This window comes from Streptomyces sp. NPDC028907 (assembly GCF_055564995.1).
In genome coordinates this window covers 72,385-93,191 of the sequence record NZ_JBVHVE010000022.1, presented here as the reverse complement: position 1 = coordinate 93,191, position 20,807 = coordinate 72,385, and the positions used below count along the sequence as shown (strand labels likewise).

The window sequence follows — 20,807 nt, the reverse complement described above, 5'->3', positions numbered from 1 at the left end:
AGCTCTGCGGGGTGACGACCGGCGTGGTCCGTGTCACTACCTTCGAAGCGTGACTGTGATCGCGACCGAAAGCCTGAGCAAGCGGTTCCCGAGGGTGACCGCGCTTGACCGGCTCTCCGTGGACGTCGGGCCCGGTGTGACCGGACTCGTCGGAGCCAATGGAGCCGGCAAGTCCACACTGATCAAGATCCTGCTGGGTCTGTCCCCCGCCACCGAGGGCCGAGCCGAAGTGCTCGGACTCGATGTCGCCACCCACGGCGCCGCCATCCGCGAGCGGGTCGGGTACATGCCGGAGCACGACTGTCTGCCGCCCGACGTCTCGGCCACCGAGTTCGTCGTGCACATGGCACGCATGTCCGGCCTGCCGCCCACCGCCGCGCGCGAGCGGACCGCCGACACGCTGCGCCACGTCGGTCTGTACGAGGAGCGCTACCGCCCCATCGGCGGCTACTCGACCGGCATGAAGCAGCGCGTGAAGCTGGCCCAGGCCCTGGTGCACGACCCGCAGCTGGTCTTCCTGGACGAGCCGACCAACGGCCTCGACCCGGTCGGCCGCGACGAGATGCTCGGCCTGATCCGCCGCATCCACACCGACTTCGGCATCTCGGTCCTGGTCACCTCCCACCTGCTGGGAGAACTGGAGCGCACCTGCGACCACGTGGTCGTCGTCGACGGCGGCAAGCTGCTGCGCTCCAGCTCCACAACCGACTTCACGCAGACCACGACGACCCTCGCCATCGAGGTCACCGACAGCGACGACCACCCGGACGGCACCCGCGCGGTGCGCGACGCGCTCCACGCGCGCGGGGTGGACGTCCTCGACGGCAGCGGCGGCCTCCCCGGCGCCGGTCACATCCTGCTGCTCACCGCGCAGGGCGAGGAGACGTACGACCTGGTGCGCGACGTCGTCGCCGACCTCGGTCTCGGCCTGGTCCGCATGGAACAGCGCCGGCACCACATCTCGGAGGTCTTCACCGACAGCGAGCAGGGCGGCGAGCAGAGTACCGAAGCACAGCGGAAGGAGGCGGTCGGCCATGGCAGTTGAGCACCCCGTAGCCGCACAGCCGGGTGACCAGACCCGCATCCACAACATCGGCTACCGCAGCTACGACGGCCCCCGCCTCGGCCGCTCGTATGCCACGCGGTCCCTCTACTCGCAGTCCCTGCGCGGCGCCTACGGCCTCGGCCGTTCGGTGAAGTCCAAGGTGCTGCCGATGCTGCTGTTCGTGGTGATGTGCGTGCCCGCGGCCATCATGGTCGCCGTGGCGGTCGCCACCAAGGCGAACGACCTCCCCGTCGACTACACGCGCTACGCGATCGTCATGCAGGCCGTGATCAGCCTGTACATCGCCTCGCAGGCACCCCAGTCCGTCTCCCGCGACCTGCGCTTCAAGACCGTGCCGCTGTACTTCTCGCGGCCCATCGAGACCGCCGACTACGTCCGCGCGAAGTTCGCGGCGCTGGCCTCCGCGATGTTCATCCTCACCGCGGCACCGCTGATCGTGCTCTACGTGGGCGCGCTGCTGGCCAAGCTCGACTTCGCCGACCAGACCAAGGGATTCGCGCAGGGACTGGTCTCCGTGGCACTGCTCTCGCTGCTCTTCGCCGGCATCGGCCTGGTCATCGCGTCGGTCACCCCCCGCCGCGGCTTCGGCATCGCGGCCGTGATCGCCGTGCTGACCATCTCCTACGGTGCCGTGTCCACGCTCCAGGCCATCGCCGAGGTGCAGAACAGCTCGGGCGCCATCGCCTGGATCGGCCTGTTCTCGCCGGTCACACTGATCGACGGCGTGCAGTCCGCCTTCCTGGGAGCCACCTCCGCCTTCCCGGGGGGAGTCGGCCCCACCAATGGGGAAGGCGCGGTCTACGTCCTCGTCACGCTCGGCCTGATCGCCGCCAGCTACGGCCTCCTGATGCGCCGCTACAAGAAGGTGGGACTGTGACCACGCTCCAGATCGACCATGTCTCCCGCTGGTTCGGCAACGTGGTCGCCGTCAACGACATCACCATGACGATCGGCCCCGGCGTCACCGGCCTCCTCGGCCCCAACGGCGCCGGAAAGTCCACCCTCATCAACATGATGGGCGGCTTCCTGGCCCCCTCCACCGGCACGGTCACCCTCGACGGCCAGCAGGTGTGGCGCAACGAGTCCATCTACAAGCACATCGGCATCGTCCCCGAGCGCGAGGCGATGTACGACTTCCTCACCGGGCGCGAATTCGTCGTCGCCAACGCCGAGTTGCACGGCCTGGGCGCCAAGGCGGCCCAAAAGGCCCTGGCCACGGTCGAGATGGAGTACGCGCAGGACCGCAAGATCCAGACGTACTCCAAGGGCATGCGCCAGCGCGTCAAGATGGCGAGCGCCCTCGTCCACAACCCCTCGCTGCTGCTGCTCGACGAGCCCTTCAACGGCATGGACCCGCGCCAGCGCATGCAGCTGATGGACCTGCTGCGGAAGATGGGCGACGAGGGCCGCACGGTCCTCTTCTCCTCCCACATCCTCGAAGAGGTCGAGCAACTCGCCTGGCACATCGAGGTCGTGGTCGCCGGACGGCACGCCGCGAGCGGCGACTTCCGCAAGATTCGCCGTCTGATGACCGACCGCCCGCACCGCTACCTGGTGCGCTCCAGCGACGACCGCACCCTCGCGGCCGCGCTGATCGCCGACCCGTCGACCTCCGGCATCGAGGTCGACCTGGCGGAGGGCGCGCTGCACATCCAGGCCGTCGACTTCGGCCGCTTCACCACGCTGCTGCCGAAGGTGGCGCGTGACCACGGCATCCGACTGCTCACGGTCTCGCCGTCGGACGAGTCCCTCGAGTCCGTCTTCTCGTATCTGGTCGCGGCGTAGGAGGCCGAAGATGTACGACCCCACAGTCGCCCGGCTCACCTATCGAGCCCTGCTCGGCCGCCGCCGAGCCCTCATCCTAGGCGCGTTGCCGCTGCTGCTCATCGGCATCTCCGTAGTCGTGCGCGGCCTCGCCGGAGCCGACGACCAGACCGCGTCCGACCTGCTCGGCGGACTGGCGCTGGCCACCATGGTGCCGATCATCGGCGTCATCGCCGGCACCGGCGCGATCGGGCCCGAGATCGACGACGGCTCGGTGGTGTACCTGCTGTCCAAGCCGGTGAAGCGGCCGACGATCATCTTCACCAAGTTGATCGTCGCGATCGCCGTGACGATGGTGTTCTCGGCGCTGCCCATCTTCATCGCGGGCCTCATCCTCAACGGCAACGGCCAGCAGATCGCCGTCGCCTACACGGTGGCGGCACTCGTCGCCTCCATCGCCTACGCCGCGATCTTCCTGCTGCTCGGCACGGTGTCCCGGCACGCGGTGGTCTTCGGCCTCGTCTACGCGCTCGTCTGGGAGGCCCTGTTCGGCTCCCTGGTGTCCGGTGCGCGCACGCTGAGCGTCCAGCAGTGGGCGCTGGCCGTGGCTCAGAAGGTCGCGGGCGGGGACCTGGTGACGTCGGACGTCGCCCTGCCCACGGCGACGGTGCTGCTGGCCGTGGTCACCGTCCTCGCGACCTGGTACGCGGGACAGAAGCTGCGGTCGCTGACGCTGGCCGGTGAGGAGTAAGGCGGGCGAGGAGTAGGGGGCGGGGAGTGGAGCGGGCGAGGAGATAAGGAGCCGGGCCCTTGAACGGGCCCGCTCTTGACGGGGGCTTCACCTGCGCCCGGGCACACTGGGCAAAGGGGATGCACGGCACGAACTGGAGGACGGCGATGGCAGGCGGCATGGCGCAGCACGAGGATCGCGAACAGTCCGGGGACGACACCTGGAGCAACCTGGTCCTGGACGACGACTTCATACGCGCGGCCGAGACCGCCGAGCCGTCCGCCCGCGCCCGCATGCTGGCCGCGCGCTGGCGCCGTGAGGACCCCGAGCCGCAGCCGTGGCGGGCCGACGAGCCGCCTGCCGGATGGTTCTTCAGCAAGGGGCGCCGACGCAAGTGGCGCCGCCGGTAAGGGGCGTGCGCAGGAGGCGTGCGGAGGGGCGTGCGCGGCCTTTCACCGGCCCTTAAATCGGTGGCACTCAACTCGGCGTACAGGCACAGTGGTTGTGTCCACACCGCCGGACGACGAGTTCGGCGCCACGTTCTGGGAGAGGAGCGCGACGATGTCCATGCACGGCAGTACGTCGAGCTCCCGACAGGGCAGCCGGCGGCGGACTCCGGAGTAATCGCTACCCCTCCGCAGAGTCCGTACCGCACGGGGAGCTGCCCGGGGCGGCCGCTTCGAGCACGCGATGTCGCTCTCGCGTGGGTCGCCCACCCGGAGGATTGGCCGAGTGGTAAGGCACTGGCTTGCTAAGCCAAGGTCGGGTCTGAAGGCCCGCGCACGTTCGATTCGTGCATCCTCCGCAAGACGTTGTCACAGGGGCTGGGCCGTGGTCCAGGAGCTGGGGCGCGTCGAGAAGGCGCCCGGCGCCGCGGCCGAGAGGTCGGCTGTGCGGCCCGGCGTTCCGGGTTGCCGCCCGCGCCCACCCGTGCCGTCCCGGGAGGCACGCATGCCCGCGGGTGTCGACGGCGTGGTTGCCGTACGCGGCTGGGACGCTGCTGTCCTCAGCCACCGCGGGACCGGGACGCGGCTGTCCCTCGGCCACGCGCGCCTCTAGGCGCCCAGCAACCGCTCCACCACCACCGCGATCCCGTCCTCCTCATTGGAGGACGTCACCTCGTCCGACACCGCCTTCAGCTCCGCGTGGGCGTTGGCCATCGCCACGCTGTGGGCCGACCACGCGAACATCGGGATGTCGTTCGGCATGTCGCCGAAGGCGATCGTGTCCGCGGCCTTGAGGCCCAGGCGGCGGGCGGCCAGGGACAGGCCTGTTGCCTTGGACAGGCCCAGGGGCAGCAGTTCCACTATGCCCTCGCCCGCCATCGCCACCGTGACGAAGCCGCCCGCGGCCTGGCGGGCGGCCTCGGCCAGCTCGTCGTCAGAGAGCTCCGGATGCTGTATGTAGATCTTGTTCAGCGGGGCGCTCCACAGATCCGACGCGTCCGTGAAAGGGACCGACGGGAGGTGGCCCGTCACCGCGTAGCCGGGGCCGACCAGGACGTCGCCGTCCAGGCCGTCGCGGCTCGCCGCCAGGAACAGCGGCCCGACCTCCGCCTCGATCTTGGCCAGGGCCACGCCCGCCAGCTGCCGGTCCAGGGTCACCGACGTCAGCAGGCGCTGCTCCCCGGCGTGGTACACCTGGGCGCCCTGGCCGCAGACGGCGAGGCCCTCGTAGCCGAGGTCGTCGAGGATGGGGCGGGTCCAGGGGACCGCCCGGCCCGTGACGACGATGTGCGCCGCGCCCGCCGCGGTGGCGGCGGCGAGGGCGTCCCGGGTGCGGCGGGACACCGACCCGTCGGAGCGCAGGAGCGTTCCGTCGAGGTCGGTCGCGATCAGCTTGTACGGGAACCCGGCGATGGGCGAGGCGGAGCTCACTTGGCGACCGGCTCCAGGACCTCTCGGCCGCCCAGGTACGGGCGCAGCACCTCGGGCACCCGGACGGAGCCGTCGGCCTGCTGGTGGTTCTCCAGGATCGCCACGATCGTGCGCGGTACGGCGCACAGCGTGCCGTTGAGCGTCGCGAGCGGCTGCACCTTCTTCCCGTCGCGCATGCGCACGGACAGCCGGCGTGCCTGGAAGCCGTCGCAGTTGGAGGCCGAGGTCAGCTCGCGGTACTTGCCCTGGGTCGGGATCCACGCCTCGCAGTCGTACTTACGGGAGGCCGACGCACCCAGGTCGCCCGAGGCCACGTCGATGACCTGGAAGGGCAGCTCCAGGCCGGTGAGCCACTGCTTCTCCCACTCCAGGAGCCGCTTGTGCTCGTTCTCCGCGTCCTCGGGGGCGACGTACGAGAACATCTCGACCTTGTCGAACTGGTGCACGCGGAAGATGCCGCGCGTGTCCTTGCCGTAGGTGCCGGCCTCGCGTCGGAAGCACGGCGAGAAGCCCGCGTAGCGCAGCGGCAGCTTGTCGGCGTCGAGGATCTCGTCCATGTGGTACGCGGCGAGCGGGACCTCGGAGGTGCCGACCAGGTAGTAGTCGTCCTTCTCCAGGTGGTAGACGTTCTCCGCGGCCTGGCCGAGGAAGCCCGTGCCCTCCATGGCGCGCGGACGGACCAGCGCCGGGGTCAGCATCGGGGTGAACCCGGCCTCGGTGGCCTGGGCGATCGCCGCGTTGACCAGGGCCAGCTCCAGCAGGGCGCCGACGCCGGTGAGGTAGTAGAAGCGCGAGCCGGAGACCTTGGCGCCGCGCTCGACGTCGATGGCGCCCAGCGCCTCGCCGAGCTCCAGGTGGTCCTTGGGCTCGAAGCCCTCGGCGCCGAAGTCGCGGATGGTGCCGTGCGTCTCCAGGACGACGAAGTCCTCCTCGCCGCCGACCGGGACATCGGGGTGGACGAGGTTGCCGAGCTGCAGCGCGAGGCGCTTGGTCTCCTCATCGGCGTCGTTCTGCGCGGCCTCGGCCGCCTTGACGTCGGCCTTGAGCTGCTCCGCCTTCTGCAGGAGCTCCGCGCGCTCCTCGGGGGAGGCCTTGGGGATGAGCTTGCCGAGCGACTTCTGCTCGGAACGCAGCTCGTCGAAGCGGACGCCGGACGACCTGCGCCGCTCGTCGGCAGACAGGAGGGAGTCGACGAGCGCGACGTCCTCTCCACGGGCGCGCTGCGAGGCGCGCACTCGGTCGGGGTCCTCACGAAGCAGGCGAAGGTCAATCACGCGCTCAAGGCTACCGGGGCAGGGTGACAGCGAACGACTCACTATTCCGAGCTGCGGCTTAGATGGCTTACGTTCCGTCGTGGGGGAATTGCCAATCGTGTCAATAAAAGGCGTCTCACTCCCTGGAACGGGGCAGGTGCGAGGCGGCAGGTTGACTCGATTCCCTTGTGGGGAACGGGACTTGGGCTTCGGTTGTCCACAGGGATCCCCAGCCTCCCGAGAGTTATCCACAGGGTGTGTGGATGGACTGTGGACTTCGGAATTGATCACTCCGTGACGTGCCGAGCAAGTCGAGGATTCCCAGGACAAACCCCCCTCATCCCCACGTTCGAGTGGAAAGCGGTCGCCCCAAAGGATTGCTCAAAGGAAAAGAGTGGACGAAGGGTGACTTGCGTGGCGGTGGACACAGAGGGGCTCCAGAGACCGATTTGTCGACAGACTCACCCTTGCTTGTCGACTTGTCCCCAGGTCGAGATGAGTACCTGTGGATAACTTCTGTGGATAACGACAATCAGCTGGTAGTACCGGCCGCAACAGCATGCCGGATCCGGTCCCAGACGCTCGTCGGAGCCGCCCGGAACCGCCTGTCAGAGTCGCCTGTCAGGGGCGCCTGTCAAGGTCTCCCGGAACCGCCTGCCACGGCCTCACGGCTCGCTCAGAACCGCCCGTCCTGGCACCGGGCCACCCAGTCCGCCGCCGACACGAACTCCTCGTCCGACGTCCCGAGGCGCGGCCGCTCCGCGTCCGCCGGCTTGATGTCCGCGCGCGGATACGAACCCAGGAAGCGCACCTCCAGGCAGATCCGCTTGAGCCCCATCAGCGCCTCGGCCACCCGGCGGTCGGAGATATGGCCCTCGGCGTCGATGCAGAAGCAGTAGTTGCCGATGCCCGCGCCGGTCGGCCGGGACTGGAGCAGCATCAGGTTGATGCCACGCGTGGCGAACTCGCCCAGCAGGTCGCGCAGCCCACCGGGATGGTCGTCGCGCTGCCACAGCACGACCGACGTCTTGTCCCCGCCGGTCGGCGCCGCGGGCCGGGCCGGCCGGCCCACCAATACGAACCGCGTCTGGGCGTTCTCCGCGTCGTGGATCCCCGTCTCCAGGGCCTCCAGGCCGTACAGCGCGGCGGCGAACTCGCCCGCGAAAGCGGCGTCGTACTGGCCCTCCTGGACCAGGCGGGCGGCGTCCGCGTTCGAGGCGGCCGACTCCCAGTGGGCGTCGGGAAGGTTGTTCTTGAGCCAGTTGCGCACCTGCGGCTGTGCGGCCGGGTGCGCGGAGACCGTCTTGATGTCCGAGAGCTTCGTGCCCGGCCGGACCAGCAGCGCGAAGGTGATCGACAGCAGCACCTCGCGGTAGATCATCAACGGTGCGCCGGCGACCAGCTCGTCGAGCGTGGTCGTGATGCCGCCCTCGACGGAGTTCTCGATCGGCACGAACGCGGCCTCGGCCTCGCCGACGCGCACCGCGTCCAGCGCGGACTGCACGGACACGTAGGGGATCAGTTCCCGGGTCGCGGCCTCGGGGAGGGTGCGCAGGGCGGCCTCGGTGAAGGTGCCTTCGGGGCCTAGATAGGCATAGCTCGCTGGCATGACCTCACCCTAATGGGCCTGGCGTGGAGCGGCGCACGACTCTCGACCGAGGGCCACTCCCCAGGGCGACCTCACCGTCGTACACCTGTGCACCACCGTACGACCCTCCCGTCACCGTCACCCCTCCAGCAGCCGCTGCCCCACGTACTCCCCCTCCGCCGCTCCGCCCGGCACGGCGAACAGTCCGCTCGCCTCGTGGCGGATGTACTTCGAGAGCGCGTCGCCCCGGTCGAGCTTGCGTTGGACGGTGACGAAGCCGCGCAGCGGGTCGGCCTGCCAGCAGATGAAGAGGAGCCCGGCGTCGGGGGCGCCGTCCGCGTCGATGCCGTCGTGGTACGAGAACGGGCGCCGCAGCATCGCCGCGCCGCCGTTCTGGTCGGGCCGGGTGATGCGCGCGTGGGCGTTGAGGGGGACGACCAGGTTTCCGGCCCTGTCCGTCTTCTCCAGGTCCATCTCGGTGGTCTCCGTGCCCCCGGACAGCGGTGCCCCGTCGGACTTGCGGCGGCCGATGACGTCCTCCTGCTCATTGACCGAGAGCTGCTCCCAGTCGTCGAGGAGCATGCGGATGCGGCGTACGACGGCGTAGGAGCCGCCCGCCATCCACGCGGGGTCCTTCGTGCCGGACTCCGGCACGAAGATCCGCTCGTCGAAGTCGGACTCGGTCGGCTTCGGATTGCGCGTGCCGTCCATCTGGCCCATCAGGTTGCGCGCAGTCATCGGGTGCGCGGTGGCGCCCGGCGACCGGTTGAAGCCGTTCATCTGCCACCGCACCTTGGCGGCGTTGCCCGCGTCCGTCTGGATCGCGCGCAGGGCGTGGAAGGCCACCAGGGCGTCGTTCGCGCCGATCTGCACCCACAGGTCGCCGTTGCTGCGCGTCTTGTCGAGCTGGTCGGAGGAGAAGTCGGGCAGCGGGTCCAGGGCGACAGGACGCTGCTTCTCCAGGCCTGTCCGTGCGAAGAAGCTGTGCCCGAAGCCGAAGGTGATCGTCAGCGCCGAGGGCCCGGCGTCCCGGGCGACATCCGTGTCGTCCTGCTGGGCCGGCTCACCCGCCATCAGTCGCCGAGCCGTCTCCGACCAGCGGCGCAGCAACGCGGCCGCCTCCTTGCGGCCCGCGCCCGCCGCCAGGTCGAAGGCGACGACGTGGCCGCGTGCCTGGAGGCCCTGGAGGATGCCGGGCTGATGTTTCCCGTGAAACATCACCTGATCGGCGCCCAGCGAGGTGAGCGGCGTCGCCTCGGCCGGCCGAGCGGCGTATCCCACGGCAGCGCCGGCCGCACCGAGCACCAGCCCGGTTGCACCGGCGGTCCCGAGCAGCCGCCGCCGCGACAGGCCCTCCTTGCGTGAAGGGTCCTTCCTCGAGGAGGCGCCTTCGGAAACGCCGTCATTAAGTGCCGTTTCGGCCGTGGCGGGAGTACGGGCCTCCGGAATGGACTGGTCAGCCATGGTGTCGTTCAGCCGATCTGCGCGTTCTTGGAGACGGTGGTCTGGTCGATGTCGGAGGTCCGCACGGTCACGGCGATCTTCCACTCGCCCGCCATGGGGATCTGCACTCCGCTCGCCGACCAGTGTCCGGTGGAGATGTGGTCGGGGACGACGGGCAGTGGCCCGATGTCCTGGGACTCCAGGGTGAAGGCCACCTTCACCTCGGGGATGTCGAAGGCACGGCCGTTGGGCCGCTGTACGTAGACGTGCATCTCGTTGCCGCCCACGCGCGCGGGATCGATGTCGATCCGTACGACGCCCTTGCCGTCCTGGCCACCGGTGTCGAAGGACATGTCCAGCGTCAGTGCCCCGGTCGAGGACGCCTCGGCGGACGACGCGGCCGTGGCGGCCTTGGCCTCCTCCTCCGTACGTCCCGGTTCGGTCGACGTCAGCATCGTGGTGACGGCGAGCAGGACGACGGCGACGCCCGCCTCGGCGAGCACGGAGCGGCGCAGCCCGAAGCGGTTCGGGTCGGCGTCGCGCCGCTGCTTCTGCCGTGCCGTGTCGATCGCGGCCTGCTGCCGGGCGAGCTGGGCGGCGCGCTGCGAGCCACCGCCCTTGGAGGCGCCGCCCTTTTGGCCGCCGGCGGAGGCGGAGGAGGAGACGGATGCTGCCGAGGAGGCGGAGGCGGAGGCGGAGGCTGCGGAGGCCGAGGTGCCGCCCCGGGCGGCCGCGTGCTCCTTGTCGCTCTCGACCGCCCTGTCCTTGGCCGCCTTGCTCGCCACTGCCTCTTGCTCGGCTGTCCCGTCCTCGTTCTCGGCCAGCCGCCCCGTCCAGCGCCGGGAGATCCACGCGATCCCCACCAGCAGCACCACGAGCCCGATCTTGATCAGCAGCAGCTGTCCGTACCGCGTGCCGGTGAACGCCGACCACGAGCCGAGCTGGCGCCAGGACTGGTAGATCCCGGTCGCGACCAGCGCGATCACGCTGCCGAAGGCCAGGCGCGAGAACCGTCGTACGGCGGTCCCGTCGACCGGCGTGTCCACGGGCGCCCGGTAGAGGGCGACAAGGAGCGCGGCGAGCCCGCCGAGCCAGCCGGCGACGGCCAGCAGGTGGACGACGTCGACCGGCATGGCGATCCCGGCCTGGAGTCCGGTCGAGGCGTGCTCGGACATCGCCCAGCTGGCCGCGAGCCCCGCCGAGACCACGGTCCCGCCGATGGCGAGCCCGAAGGTGAGGTCCCGCTTCTCGTCGTCCTCGCGCTTGTCGTACGCGCCGAAGAGCACGGCGATGAACAGGGCCGCCGCGGCGAGCAGCAGCAGCCGGGAAACCAGCGCGGCACCCGTCTTGGTCTGGAGGACCTGCCCCAGCAGCTCCAGGTCGAAGATGTCCCCGACCTTCCCGGTGCTGGTGTAGGAGCCGCGCAGGAGCAGCAGTCCGAGCGTGGCGGCGGTGAGGGCCAGCCAGCCGGAGACGACGAGCCGCTGCAGGACCCGCACACCCGACCCGCGCTGCCAGCAGGCGAGCACGAAGGCGGCTCCGCCGACCATGACGATGAAGCCGGCGTACGACACGTACCGGCCGAAGCCGTAGAGCGCGCCGACGACCCCGCCGCCCGCGGTCTGGTCGGAGACGGAGACGGTGGTCTGGGAGGGCGCGCCGATGGAGAAGGTGTAGGCGCCGGCGACGGGATGGCTGTCCTCGGACACCACCTGGTAGGTGACGGTGTACGTGCCGTCGGGCAGGCCGCTGTGGAGTTTCACGGCGTACGTCGTGCCGCTGACGTTGGCCGGGTCGCCGCGGTCGATGCGCTTGCCCTTGGGGTCGAGCACGCGCAGGGAGTCGTTGGACAGGGCGACCTTCTCGGAGAAGGTCAGCGAGACCTGCGTGGGCGCCTTGTCGACCACCGCCCCCTGCCGGGGGTCGCTGCCGGTCAGCGCGGCGTGCGCGGAGACCGGCCCGGCACCGGCGAGAAGCAGGCCGGTGGCGGCCAGGAGCAGCAGCACCAGGGTCCGGACGCTCGGCAGTACCCGGGGCCGGACGTGGGGGACGATGGTCTGGGTCAAGGCGATCTCTCCCTCAGTGTCCGGTCTTCGGGCTGTACGTCGCCGACTTCACCGGCATCTCGACCGTGACCGTGCCGGACTCGGCGAAGTGGAGCCTGACGGTCACCTTCTCGCCCTGTTCGGGCTTGTGCTTCAGCTTCTCGAACATCAGATGGCTGCCGCCGCTCTTGAAGACGAGTTGACCGTGGGCGGGGACGGCGAGGTCCGTGGCCTCCTGCATCGACGAACCGACGGTCTCGTGCGCGGTCACCTCGCCGACGTCGCTGGTGACCGAGGTCAACTCGTCCTTCGTACCGCCTTTGTTGGTGACCGTCAGGAAGCCGGCCGCCATGGAGTCGGAGACGGGCTGCGGCATGTAGGCGCCGCTGACGGACAGTTCCGCCTTGGAGTCGGCCGGGGAGTCCTCGGAGCCGCAGCCGGCCAGGACGAGCGCTCCGGCCAGTGCCGCGGCCGCGGTCACCGGGGCGGACCGCCTCACGGCTTTGCTCCCTTGATGAGCTTGGGGAGGTCCTTGATGTAGTCGTCGACGGTCGCGTCCTCGGTGTACAGGACGTACCCGGCGTCGGTCTTCGGAGAGAACGCGACGACCTGGGTGCCGTGGGTGGAGACCATCTTGCCGTTCTTGTCCTTGTGCGGCGGCTCGATGGAGATGCCGAGGGTGCGGGCGCCGGCCTGGATGGTGTCGAAGTCGCCGGTCAGGCCGACGACCTGCGGGTCGATGCCCTTGAGCCACTCGCCGAGGGCGGACGCGGTGTCGCGCTCCGGGTCGGTGGTGACGAACACCACGCTCAGCTTGTCCTGTTCGGCCTTGGGCAGCTGCTTCTTGGCGACGGCGATGTTGTTCATCGTCAGCGGGCAGACATCGGGGCAGTTGGTGTAGCCGAAGTAGATCAGCGTCGGCCGGCCCTCGGTCTCCTTGCGGAGGTCGTACTTCTTGCCGTTCGTGTCGGTGAGGACCAGGTCCGGCTTCTCGAACGGCTTGTCGAGGACGATGGCGGCCTTGTCCGAGCCGGCCTCCTCGGAGACCACGGTCACCGGCGAGGCGCTGTCGTCGCCGTTGCCGCAGGCGGACAGGGTCAGGGTGGCGGCGGCGAGCAGTGCGGCCGCGGCGAAGGTCTTCTTACGCATGGCAGTTCTTCTTACGCATGAAAAAACATCCCAGTGGTGAGTGCTCCGGCGCGCACCGGGGGCGTGCCCCGGCGCGCGCCGTGAACAGAGGGGCTTGTCAGGCCTCGGTGCGCCGACGGCCGGCGAGCACGCCGTACGCCACGCCCAGCGCGCCCACGACGATGCCGACCACACCCAGGACGCGGGCGGTGGTGTCAGTGCTGTCGGCCGGCTCGGCGGCGTCGGTCTTGGCCGAGGCGGCCTCGGCATCGTCGGAGTCGGAGGCCTTGCCGGCGGAGGACGAGCCGTGGTGGTCGTCCTCGGCGGCGGACAGCGCGAGCACCGGCGCCGGGTTCTCGGGCTCCTCCTGGCCTTCCTGCGGCACCTCGATCCAGCGGACGACCTCCTTGTTGGAGTACGTCTGGATCGCCTTGAAGACCAGTTCGTCGGTGTTCTCGGGGAGCTGGCCGATGGAGACGGGGAACTTCTGGAAGAAGCCGGGCTCGATGCCCTTGCCGTCCGCGGTCCAGGTGACCTTGGTGACGGCCTCCGTGATCTTCTTTCCGTGCATCTCCAGCGGCTTGTCAAGCGTGGACTTAGTGACCTCGGGCTTCCAGCCGGGAACGGGCTGCGGCATCACGGAGGCCAGCGGGTGGTCGGTCGGGAAGCTGACCTCGAGCTTGGTGGTCGACGCGTTGTCGCGCTCGTTGGGGACCTTGAAGTCGACGACCGCGTAACCGCCCTTGGCGGCCGTGCCCTCCGGCTGCACGCTGACATGGGCGAAGGCGGGGGCGGACAGGGCGAGCACGGCCGTGCCGGCGAGGGCGCCGGCGGCGGCGAGGCGAGAGGCCTTCATTCGGAGCACTCCACTGTGAGTGAGATTCGGATTCCGGTGGTGAAGAGGAGTACGCGTGCGTGGGGGTGCCCGATCAGGCGGGACCGACGGAAAAGACGGCAAGGAGTCGTCCCTCGATCGAGAACACGGGTACGCGCGCGTGCCGCACGACGGCGGCCCTCAACCCACGTAAGTGGAGTGGCGGTCGCGTCGTGTCAGGCGGCGAGGATGAGCGCGGTGGCCGGCGGCCCGCGCCTGATCACCGTGTGCTGGAGGGCGACGGTACGGGGCGCGGGGCGCGCGAGTGACTCGGTGCGCAGGAAGCGCGGGCCCGCCTCGGGCGCGCCCGGCAGCCCGGCACACAGAGCGCGCACCAGCGCGAGCGCCCCGCGCAGGGATCGTACGAACGTGCCCTCGGCGACCGAATGCGCCGACAGCGTGGACATCTCGGCGATCCGCAGCAGGGCCAGATCCCCGCGGCGCAGCAGCCACCCCGCGACCACCGCCGCGAGTACGTGGGCGAGCAGCATCGGCAGGGACGGCAGCAGTGCGACGGAGGAGGCGGAGGAGTCGGCGGCGACGGACATGGCGTCGGCCGACCGGTGCGCGACATGCGCCCCCGCTCCCGCGCCCGTGCCGGTCCCCGTGCCGATCCGTGCCTCGGTGAGGATCCGCTGGGCCTGGGCCGGGCTGATCGCCGCCGCTGCGGTCCCGCACAGGAGCCGCGCGGCCTGTTCGACCAGGGCGGCGTCGGAGGCGGTTGCGGACGCGGAGGACGCGGCGGACGCACCGGCGACCGCCCCGTGCTGTCCGAGTCCGAACAGCGTGTGCAGGACGGTCTGGCCGGCCGCGAGCAGCGCGGCTATCCCGGGCAGCGAGCGTTCGCGACCCGTGAACGGCACCGTGACCAGCAGGACTCCCAGGAACCCCGCGCCCAGCGTCCACAGCGGGATCGCGGCGCAGGAGCCCAGCACATGCCCGACCCCGGCCAGCACGACGCAGACCGCGGCGAACACCGCGGCCCGCAGTATCCGGAGATCACGTCCGGAGCGCGTCGTGCGCGGGTGGGGGGCACTCATGGCGGGCTCATCATCGCACTGGCCTTATGGCCGCCATACGGCAGGTCCGCAAGATGACGAACGAGCGCTTGGGGACGTACGGGGGCATAGGGGTTGTACGACCGGAAGGTCACTCTCTGGTGTGGCCCGACCCCACATACACCGATTCCCTCGTAGGCGCATCGACCATATGGGCGGCATCACGTCAATGATGTGCTTACAGCCGGGCACTCGCGGCAATACGTAACGGTATGTCGAGCCGCAGCCAGGAGGCTGGAGCATGAGCATCTGGTGGTCACTCCATCTGCGGCGGGAAGCCGCGAGCGTGCCGCTCGCCCGGCGCTTGCTGATCGGCACCATGGAGACCGCGGGCGTGGACCCCGACGTGTCCTACGACCTCTCCGTCGCCCTCAGCGAGGCCTGCGCCAACGCCGTCGAACACGGCGGTGACACCACGCTCGACGGCTCCCCACCGGCGTACCGCGTCACGGCGTACCTGGACGGCGAGAAGTGCCACATCGAGGTCACCGACTCGGGCCCCGGCTTCACCGCACCGCACCGCCCGCCCCGCCCGGCGACCTCCGACGCCGAGCACGGCCGGGGGCTCTGTCTCATCCAGGAACTCGCCGACCACGTCTCGATCGGCAACAAGCCGGGCCGCAGCGGTGCGGTGGTGAGCTTCGACAAGATCCTCAAGTGGAAGAAGGACCCGTCGCTGATGGCGGTGTAGCGCCGACGGACCGCCCGCCCGACCCGCCCGTAGGGCACGGCACGCACGGCAGGCGCCGCCGGATTCAGCTTTCCCAGGACTCACAGCCCCCGCACAGCGCCACCCCATGGTCCTGACGGCCGACGTTCCTAATTTCCTGGCCATGACGGGAAACCACAAGGACAAGTCGATCACCCGGCGCCGCGCCATCGCGGTGACCGGCGGCACGGTCGCGGCGGGCGGGCTCGCCGTCGCGGGCTACCAGGCGGCCTTCGCCGACGCCGGCACGACCGCGACCGGCATGGCGGCGACGGCCACCACGACGGCCTCGGAGAGCACCGGCTGCATGACGCTGACGTCCAGCGTCACCGAGGGCCCGTACTACCTCGACGGCGCCCTGGTGCGAAAGGACATCACCGAGGGCAAGAGCGGCGTCCCGCTGACGCTGCGCCTCACCGTCGTCGACGCCGCCGACGGCTGCACCCCGGTCAAGGGCGCCGCCGTCGAGATCTGGCACTGCGACGCCTGGGGCTACTACTCCGGCTACACCACCGCCAACCCCGGCGGCTCCGCGCCCGCCGAGAGCGAGGACGGCTCGACCGCGAACGACAACACATATCTGCGTGGCTACCAGATCGCCAACGCCAACGGGGTCGTCAAGTTCGAGACGATCTTCCCCGGCTGGTACACGCCCCGCACCTGCCACATCCACCTCAAGGTGCACACGGGCGGCCAGAAGGAGGACGGCACCTACGAGGGCGGCAAGGTCAACTACACCGGCCAGCTGTTCTTCGCCGACGACATCGCCGAGGAGATCTTCACGCTGGAGCCCTACTCGAAGCACTCCGGCAGCTACACCACCCTCGACAACGACATGGTCTACGACGGCGGCGGCGCCTCCAGCGGTCTGCTCACCCTGAAGCCGGTCAAGAAGGCCGACCCGTCCAGGGGTTACAAGGGCTTCCTCACGGTCGCCGTCGACCCCGACGCCGAGAACACGGGCGCGGGCAGCGGCGGCGGGGGAGGCGAGGGCGGCACCCCGCCGAGCGGCGCCCCGACGGGCACCCCGCCCAGCGACGCCCCGTCGGCCTCGGCCTCAACCTCCTCGTAGGGGATACGGCCATGAGCAGCCGCGAGGACGAGGCGCTCGCGCAGACCGCCGTGACCGCGCTCGTCGGGCAGTTGGCCCTGGCTCCCAAGCCGGGCCTGCCCGACCCGCGCGACCTGGGCGCCCGTGTCAGCCGCCGGGACCACCGGATGCTGCGCTGGTCGGCCAAGGCGCTCGCGCCCGGCCTCGCGGCGATGGCCGCTGCCGCCCGCCGCACTGGCGAGCCGACGCCCTCGCTCCGCGCGGAGCTCGGCGCGATCGGCAGGTGCACCGAGCACTCGGTGCACCTCGCGGGCGGCGGCCACCGGGGCGCACTGTGGTCGCTGGGCCTGCTGGTCGCCGCGGCCGCGCTCGACCCGCGGGCCGGCGCGCGGGACGTCGCGGCGACCGCCAAGCGCATCGCCGCCCACACCGACAAGCGCGCCCCGCGCAGGCCCTCCCGGGGCTCCTCGGTGTCCGCGAAGTACGGCGCCGCCGGGGCGCGGGGCGAGGCCCGGGCCGGCTTCCCGCACGTACGCCGTGCGTTGGACACCCTCGCCACAGTCCGCTCGGCCGGCGCCACCGAGGAACAGGCCCGGCTGGACGCCCTGCTCACCGTGATGTCCACCCTCCAGGACACCGAACTCCTCTACACGGCGGGCCCCATCGGGCTGCGGCACGTCCAGGCGGGCGCCCGGGGAGTCATGGAAGCGGGCGGCACGGCGACGGAGGCGGGCGCGGCGGCCCTGACGGCACTCGACGCCGACCTGCACGCGCGCGCGTGGAGCCCACGGGGGAGTGCGGGCCTCCTGGCAGGCGCGCTCTTCCTGGACGCATTGCCGGTCATGGGACTGGCGACGGCTGTCTGACGCCCTCAGGGGCGCGGGACAGCGCTGAATCTGCGGCTACCGCCGCGCGGGCGCGACCAGCCCCCACGGGCCGGCACCCCGCAACGATGGCCGGACACCACTTCGGTATCCGGCCATCAGTCCAACGTCAGCCCTTCAGAGAGGCCATCCAGCTCTCGACCTCGTCCGACCGCCGAGGCAGCGCAGCGCTCAGGTTCCGGTTCCCGTCCCCCGTCACGAGGATGTCGTCCTCGATCCGCACCCCGATCCCCCGGTACTCCTCCGGCACGGTCAGGTCATCGGCCTGGAAGTACAACCCGGGCTCGACGGTCAGCACCATCCCGGGCTCCAGCACACCCTCGACGTACGTCTCGGTCCGCGCGGCAGCGCAGTCGTGCACGTCCATGCCGAGCATGTGCCCGGTCCCGTGCAGCGTCCATCGCCGCTGCAGCCCGAGCTCCAGCACCCGCTCCACCGGCCCCTCGACGAGCCCCCACTCCACCAGCTTCTCGGCGAGCACCCGCTGCGAGGCGTCATGGAAGTCCCGGTACTTCGCGCCAGGCTTCACCGCCGCGATACCGGCCTCCTGGGCCTCGTACACGGCGTCGTAGATCTTCTTCTGGATCTCGCTGTAGCGGCCGTTGATCGGCAGCGTGCGCGTGACGTCGGCGGTGTAGTACGTGTGCGTCTCGACGCCCGCGTCGAGCAGCAGCAGGTCACCGGAGCGAACGGGCCCGTCGTTGCGCACCCAGTGCAGCGTGCAGGCGTGCGGGCCGGCGGCGCAGATCGAGCCGTAGCCGACGTCGTTGCCCTCGACACGCGCGCGGAGGAAGAACGTGCCCTCGATATAGCGCTCGCTCGTCGCCTCGGCCTTGTCGAGGACCTTCACCACGTCCTCGAAGCCGCGCACGGTCGAGTCGACGGCCTTCTGGAGCTCGCCGATCTCGAAGTCGTCCTTGACCAGCCGTGCCTCGGACAGGAAGACCCGCAGCTCGTCGTCCCGCTCGGCGGTGACCTTGTCGGTCAGCGCGGCCTCGATGCCGGCGTCGTAGCCACGCACGACCCGCACGGGACCGGTGGCCTCGCGCAGCTTGTCCGCGAGCTCGCGCACGTCGGAGGCGGGGATGCCGTACAGCGTCTGCGCCTCGGTGAGCGAGTGCCGGCGGCCGACCCACAGCTCGCCCTGGCCGGAGAGCCAGAACTCGCCGTTCTCCCGGTCGGAGCGCGGCAGGAGGTAGATCGTGGCCTCGTGGCCCTCGCCCCTGGGCTCCAGGACGAGCACGCCGTCCTCGGTCTGGTTGCCGGTGAGGTACGCGTACTCCACGGACGCGCGGAAGGCGTACTCGGTGTCGTTCGACCGGGTCTTCAGATTGCCCGCGGGGATCACCAGACGCTCACCCGGGAACCGCGCCGACAGCGCGGCACGGCGGGCAGCGGTCTCGGCGGCCTGGGCGATCGGCCGCAGGTCGCGCAGCTCCGTGTCGGCCCAGCCGGACTTCATGTTCTCGGCGAGCTCTTCGGACACGCCCGGGTACAGGCCGTTCTTGCGCTGCTTGATCGGCTCCTCAGACTCAGCTTCCGGGGTCTCCGGGGTGAGCTCGTCCGCCACGGTCATCCTCCTCGATACGGCATTCGACCCCGTCCATCGTACGGTCGCGCAGAGGAGCGCCCAGGGTGGAGGACCGCTCGCCCACCGCTGCTATGGCGCAGGCCACGCGCCTGTTATGGGTGGGTCACCGAGGGCCACGAACCGCTACTCGAAGCGCGCCGCCAGCAGGACGACGTCCTCCTCGCTGTCCGCCCGGTCCATCCCGTCGGGCAGCACGGTCCGCAGGACGTGGTCGACGACGGCGTCCGGGTCGTGCCGGATCGCCCTGGGTGCGCCGGCCGCCGCCGCGTGCAGCCGGGCGAAGGCGCGGTCGGTGGGGTCGCCGGTGCGGTGCAGCAGCCCGTCGGTGTACAGCAGAACCGTCTCTCCGGGTTCCGTCATCAGCTCCACGCTCGGCGCCTCCCAGCAGGCCAGCATGCCCAGCGGCGCGGACACGGAGGTCTCCACGAACTCGGTGCGCCGTTCGCCGATCAGCAGCGGCGGGGTGTGGCCGGCCCCGGCGAGCGTGATCTTGCGCAGGGAGGGCTCGCAGTAGGCGAACAGGGCGGTGGCGCAGCGGGCGGGCTCGGTGAGTCTGAGCAGCAGCTCCAGATCGGACAGGACCGCGACCGGGTCCTCGCCCTCCATCACGGCGTACGCCCGCAGGCTGGCCCGCAGCCGTCCCATCGCGGCGATGGCGCTGGGCCCGGACCCGGTCACCGAGCCGACCGCCAGGCCGAGCGCGGCGTCCGGCAGCGGCAGCGCGTCGTACCAGTCGCCGCCCCCGCGCGGACCGGTGCGGTGACGCACGGCGAGCTGGACACCGGCCATCCGCGGCAGCCGGGACGGGAGCAGCTCCTCGGCCATCGTCTTCATGCACGCGCGCGTGCGCTCGATCTCCAGCAGCCGGGACAGGTGCTCGGTGGCGTAGCGGGTGTACAGGCCGACGAGGTGGCGCTGGCGCTCGGCCGGTTCGGCGGGCTCGTCGTACAGCCAGACGGCGGCGCCGAGGCGGCCGGCGGCCTCGGTGGACAGGGGCAGGGCGTAACTGGCGGCGTAGCCGAGGCGGGCGGCGACCTCGCGGTGGCGGGGGTCGAGTCCGTCCTCGGAGAGCAGGTCCGGCTGGGCGATCTCGCCGTCGCCGCCGGGCAGTCCGTCGAGGATCCTGCCGTACGACATCGCGCTGCGCGGCACGGTCTCGATGTGCCCGAGGTCGGCGCGGGCGAGGCCCAGCCCGATGGTGGTGTCCGGGCCCAGTCCGTCCGCCGGTTCCAGTACGACAAGGCCGCGCCGGGCGCCCACGAGGGCGGATCCGGCGCGCAGCAGTTCCTGGAGGGCGTCGGCGAGTGCGTCCGTACGGGCCAGGCGTTCGGTGAGTTCGTGGAGGGTCGTGAGGTCCGAGACCCAGCCGGCGAGGCGGTCCTGGAGCACCGCGCCGGGTGCGTTCGGCGGGGGGACCGCCGGGGTTCCCGGGGCCGCGGGCGCGGGCGCGACAGTGTGTGCGGGCGAGGGAACCGTGGAATCGATTCCGGCCACTTTCGAAGAGTGAGGGGCGTTCATGGCGTCCGGCTTTCCGACCGGTGCGTATTGCTCAAAAGCATCGCAAACCCCCATGTCATTCTGCGCCGCTAGCAGTGTCTCCACATGTACACGCACTCGTAAGGGGATGTCCAGCATTGTCCTGCTGGGATTCCTGGTGTCCGTGGGTAACCTGAGCACTCGTCGTAGACCTCTTGCGTAAAGGCAAAGTTGGCTTAAAACTGCCTCAGGGAACGGGGTATTGCGGTC

19 protein-coding genes and 1 tRNA gene are annotated in these 20,807 nt (G+C 70.6%); 9 read left to right on the top strand and 11 right to left on the bottom strand.

The window, feature by feature from the left end:
• Nucleotides 1–55 precede the first annotated feature (55 nt).
• The 6 genes from ACZ4UU_RS41630 to ACZ4UU_RS41605 all read left to right on the top strand — a co-directional run bounded on the left by ACZ4UU_RS41630 (nucleotide 56) and on the right by ACZ4UU_RS41605 (nucleotide 4,365).
• A complete protein-coding gene (locus ACZ4UU_RS41630; RefSeq protein ID WP_471908676.1) occupies nucleotides 56–1,045 on the top strand; it encodes an ABC transporter ATP-binding protein in 990 nt (329 codons plus the stop codon).
• The gene (locus ACZ4UU_RS41625) at nucleotides 1,035–1,943 is read left to right on the top strand and encodes an ABC transporter permease subunit (RefSeq protein WP_471908642.1); all 909 of its coding nucleotides are present in this window, start codon (nucleotides 1,035–1,037) and stop codon (nucleotides 1,941–1,943) included. Before ACZ4UU_RS41630 ends, ACZ4UU_RS41625 begins: the two co-directional genes overlap by 11 nt.
• On the top strand, nucleotides 1,940–2,851 hold the full coding sequence (locus ACZ4UU_RS41620) for an ABC transporter ATP-binding protein (protein ID WP_471908641.1): 912 nt from the start codon (nucleotides 1,940–1,942) through the stop codon (nucleotides 2,849–2,851). Before ACZ4UU_RS41625 ends, ACZ4UU_RS41620 begins: the two co-directional genes overlap by 4 nt.
• Before the next feature lie 10 nt (nucleotides 2,852–2,861).
• A complete protein-coding gene (locus tag ACZ4UU_RS41615; RefSeq protein WP_471908640.1) occupies nucleotides 2,862–3,581 on the top strand; it encodes an ABC transporter permease subunit in 720 nt (239 codons plus the stop codon).
• Nucleotides 3,582–3,727: 146 nt separating this feature from the next.
• Nucleotides 3,728–3,970 carry an SGM_3592 family protein gene (locus tag ACZ4UU_RS41610; RefSeq protein ID WP_471908639.1) on the top strand — a complete coding sequence of 81 codons (243 nt, stop codon included), beginning with the start codon at nucleotides 3,728–3,730 and terminating at the stop codon, nucleotides 3,968–3,970.
• 308 nt (nucleotides 3,971–4,278) lie between these two features.
• Nucleotides 4,279–4,365 (top strand) — tRNA-Ser (locus ACZ4UU_RS41605).
• 250 nt (nucleotides 4,366–4,615) lie between these two features.
• Here ACZ4UU_RS41605 and ACZ4UU_RS41600 read toward each other — a convergent pair.
• From ACZ4UU_RS41600 to ACZ4UU_RS41560, 9 genes are all read right to left on the bottom strand, one after another.
• Nucleotides 4,616–5,437 (bottom strand): HAD family hydrolase, encoded by an 822-nt coding sequence (locus tag ACZ4UU_RS41600; protein WP_471908638.1) that lies wholly within the window; start codon nucleotides 5,435–5,437, stop codon nucleotides 4,616–4,618.
• Nucleotides 5,434–6,711, bottom strand: coding sequence for a serine--tRNA ligase (gene serS, locus ACZ4UU_RS41595; protein WP_471908637.1), 1,278 nt, complete (start codon nucleotides 6,709–6,711; stop codon nucleotides 5,434–5,436). The genes ACZ4UU_RS41600 and serS overlap by 4 nt, the downstream gene beginning before the upstream one ends.
• A 655-nt stretch (nucleotides 6,712–7,366) precedes the next feature.
• Nucleotides 7,367–8,299 carry a prephenate dehydratase gene (gene pheA, locus ACZ4UU_RS41590; RefSeq protein ID WP_471908636.1) on the bottom strand — a complete coding sequence of 311 codons (933 nt, stop codon included), beginning with the start codon at nucleotides 8,297–8,299 and terminating at the stop codon, nucleotides 7,367–7,369.
• Nucleotides 8,300–8,416: 117 nt separating this feature from the next.
• On the bottom strand, nucleotides 8,417–9,742 hold the full coding sequence (efeB, locus tag ACZ4UU_RS41585; RefSeq protein WP_471908635.1) for an iron uptake transporter deferrochelatase/peroxidase subunit: 1,326 nt from the start codon (nucleotides 9,740–9,742) through the stop codon (nucleotides 8,417–8,419).
• An 8-nt stretch (nucleotides 9,743–9,750) separates the two neighbouring features.
• Entirely contained in the window at nucleotides 9,751–11,787 is a 2,037-nt protein-coding gene (locus ACZ4UU_RS41580) for a copper resistance CopC/CopD family protein (protein ID WP_471908634.1), read from the bottom strand.
• Between the two features lie 13 nt (nucleotides 11,788–11,800).
• Nucleotides 11,801–12,265 carry a copper chaperone PCu(A)C gene (locus tag ACZ4UU_RS41575; RefSeq protein ID WP_471908633.1) on the bottom strand — a complete coding sequence of 155 codons (465 nt, stop codon included), beginning with the start codon at nucleotides 12,263–12,265 and terminating at the stop codon, nucleotides 11,801–11,803.
• Nucleotides 12,262–12,915 (bottom strand): SCO family protein, encoded by a 654-nt coding sequence (locus ACZ4UU_RS41570; protein ID WP_471908632.1) that lies wholly within the window; start codon nucleotides 12,913–12,915, stop codon nucleotides 12,262–12,264. The genes ACZ4UU_RS41575 and ACZ4UU_RS41570 overlap by 4 nt, the downstream gene beginning before the upstream one ends.
• 97 nt (nucleotides 12,916–13,012) lie before the next feature.
• A complete protein-coding gene (locus ACZ4UU_RS41565) occupies nucleotides 13,013–13,750 on the bottom strand; it encodes a YcnI family copper-binding membrane protein (RefSeq protein ID WP_471908631.1) in 738 nt (245 codons plus the stop codon).
• 194 nt (nucleotides 13,751–13,944) lie between these two features.
• Nucleotides 13,945–14,808 (bottom strand): hypothetical protein, encoded by an 864-nt coding sequence (locus tag ACZ4UU_RS41560; RefSeq protein ID WP_471908630.1) that lies wholly within the window; start codon nucleotides 14,806–14,808, stop codon nucleotides 13,945–13,947.
• Nucleotides 14,809–15,067: 259 nt separating this feature from the next.
• On the opposite strand from ACZ4UU_RS41560, the gene ACZ4UU_RS41555 reads away from it, so the two are divergent.
• The 3 genes from ACZ4UU_RS41555 (at nucleotide 15,068) to ACZ4UU_RS41545 (ending at nucleotide 17,452) form a co-directional block, all read left to right on the top strand.
• Nucleotides 15,068–15,517 (top strand): ATP-binding protein, encoded by a 450-nt coding sequence (locus ACZ4UU_RS41555; protein ID WP_471908629.1) that lies wholly within the window; start codon nucleotides 15,068–15,070, stop codon nucleotides 15,515–15,517.
• A 142-nt stretch (nucleotides 15,518–15,659) separates the two neighbouring features.
• Complete coding sequence (locus ACZ4UU_RS41550) at nucleotides 15,660–16,607, top strand: intradiol ring-cleavage dioxygenase (RefSeq protein WP_471908628.1); 948 nt, start codon at nucleotides 15,660–15,662, stop codon at nucleotides 16,605–16,607.
• A gap of 11 nt (nucleotides 16,608–16,618) precedes the next feature.
• A complete protein-coding gene (locus ACZ4UU_RS41545; protein ID WP_471908627.1) occupies nucleotides 16,619–17,452 on the top strand; it encodes a triphosphoribosyl-dephospho-CoA synthase in 834 nt (277 codons plus the stop codon).
• A 127-nt stretch (nucleotides 17,453–17,579) separates the two neighbouring features.
• Here the strand turns inward: ACZ4UU_RS41545 and ACZ4UU_RS41540 are convergent, their stop codons facing one another.
• Together ACZ4UU_RS41540 and ACZ4UU_RS41535 are read right to left on the bottom strand one after the other, a co-directional pair.
• Nucleotides 17,580–19,046 (bottom strand): aminopeptidase P family protein, encoded by a 1,467-nt coding sequence (locus tag ACZ4UU_RS41540; RefSeq protein ID WP_471908626.1) that lies wholly within the window; start codon nucleotides 19,044–19,046, stop codon nucleotides 17,580–17,582.
• A 138-nt stretch (nucleotides 19,047–19,184) separates the two neighbouring features.
• Nucleotides 19,185–20,696 (bottom strand): PP2C family protein-serine/threonine phosphatase, encoded by a 1,512-nt coding sequence (locus tag ACZ4UU_RS41535; protein ID WP_471908625.1) that lies wholly within the window; start codon nucleotides 20,694–20,696, stop codon nucleotides 19,185–19,187.
• Nucleotides 20,697–20,807 lie beyond the last annotated feature (111 nt).

Excerpts from the sequence above, each read along its gene's own strand:
- pheA (WP_471908636.1), bottom strand. The coding sequence starts at position 8,299 with ATGCCAGCGAGCTATGCCTATCTAGGCCCCGAAGGCACCTTCACCGAG.
- ACZ4UU_RS41615 (WP_471908640.1), top strand. The coding sequence starts at position 2,862 with ATGTACGACCCCACAGTCGCCCGGCTCACCTATCGAGCCCTGCTCGGC.
- ACZ4UU_RS41625 (WP_471908642.1), top strand. The coding sequence starts at position 1,035 with ATGGCAGTTGAGCACCCCGTAGCCGCACAGCCGGGTGACCAGACCCGC.
- ACZ4UU_RS41535 (WP_471908625.1), bottom strand. The coding sequence starts at position 20,696 with ATGCTGGACATCCCCTTACGAGTGCGTGTACATGTGGAGACACTGCTA.
- ACZ4UU_RS41545 (WP_471908627.1), top strand. The coding sequence starts at position 16,619 with ATGAGCAGCCGCGAGGACGAGGCGCTCGCGCAGACCGCCGTGACCGCG.
- ACZ4UU_RS41610 (WP_471908639.1), top strand. The coding sequence starts at position 3,728 with ATGGCAGGCGGCATGGCGCAGCACGAGGATCGCGAACAGTCCGGGGAC.
- ACZ4UU_RS41570 (WP_471908632.1), bottom strand. The coding sequence starts at position 12,915 with ATGCGTAAGAAGACCTTCGCCGCGGCCGCACTGCTCGCCGCCGCCACC.
- ACZ4UU_RS41550 (WP_471908628.1), top strand. The coding sequence starts at position 15,660 with ATGACGGGAAACCACAAGGACAAGTCGATCACCCGGCGCCGCGCCATC.
- ACZ4UU_RS41565 (WP_471908631.1), bottom strand. The coding sequence starts at position 13,750 with ATGAAGGCCTCTCGCCTCGCCGCCGCCGGCGCCCTCGCCGGCACGGCC.
- ACZ4UU_RS41560 (WP_471908630.1), bottom strand. The coding sequence starts at position 14,808 with ATGAGTGCCCCCCACCCGCGCACGACGCGCTCCGGACGTGATCTCCGG.
- ACZ4UU_RS41540 (WP_471908626.1), bottom strand. The coding sequence starts at position 19,046 with ATGACCGTGGCGGACGAGCTCACCCCGGAGACCCCGGAAGCTGAGTCT.
- efeB (WP_471908635.1), bottom strand. The coding sequence starts at position 9,742 with ATGGCTGACCAGTCCATTCCGGAGGCCCGTACTCCCGCCACGGCCGAA.
- ACZ4UU_RS41555 (WP_471908629.1), top strand. The coding sequence starts at position 15,068 with ATGAGCATCTGGTGGTCACTCCATCTGCGGCGGGAAGCCGCGAGCGTG.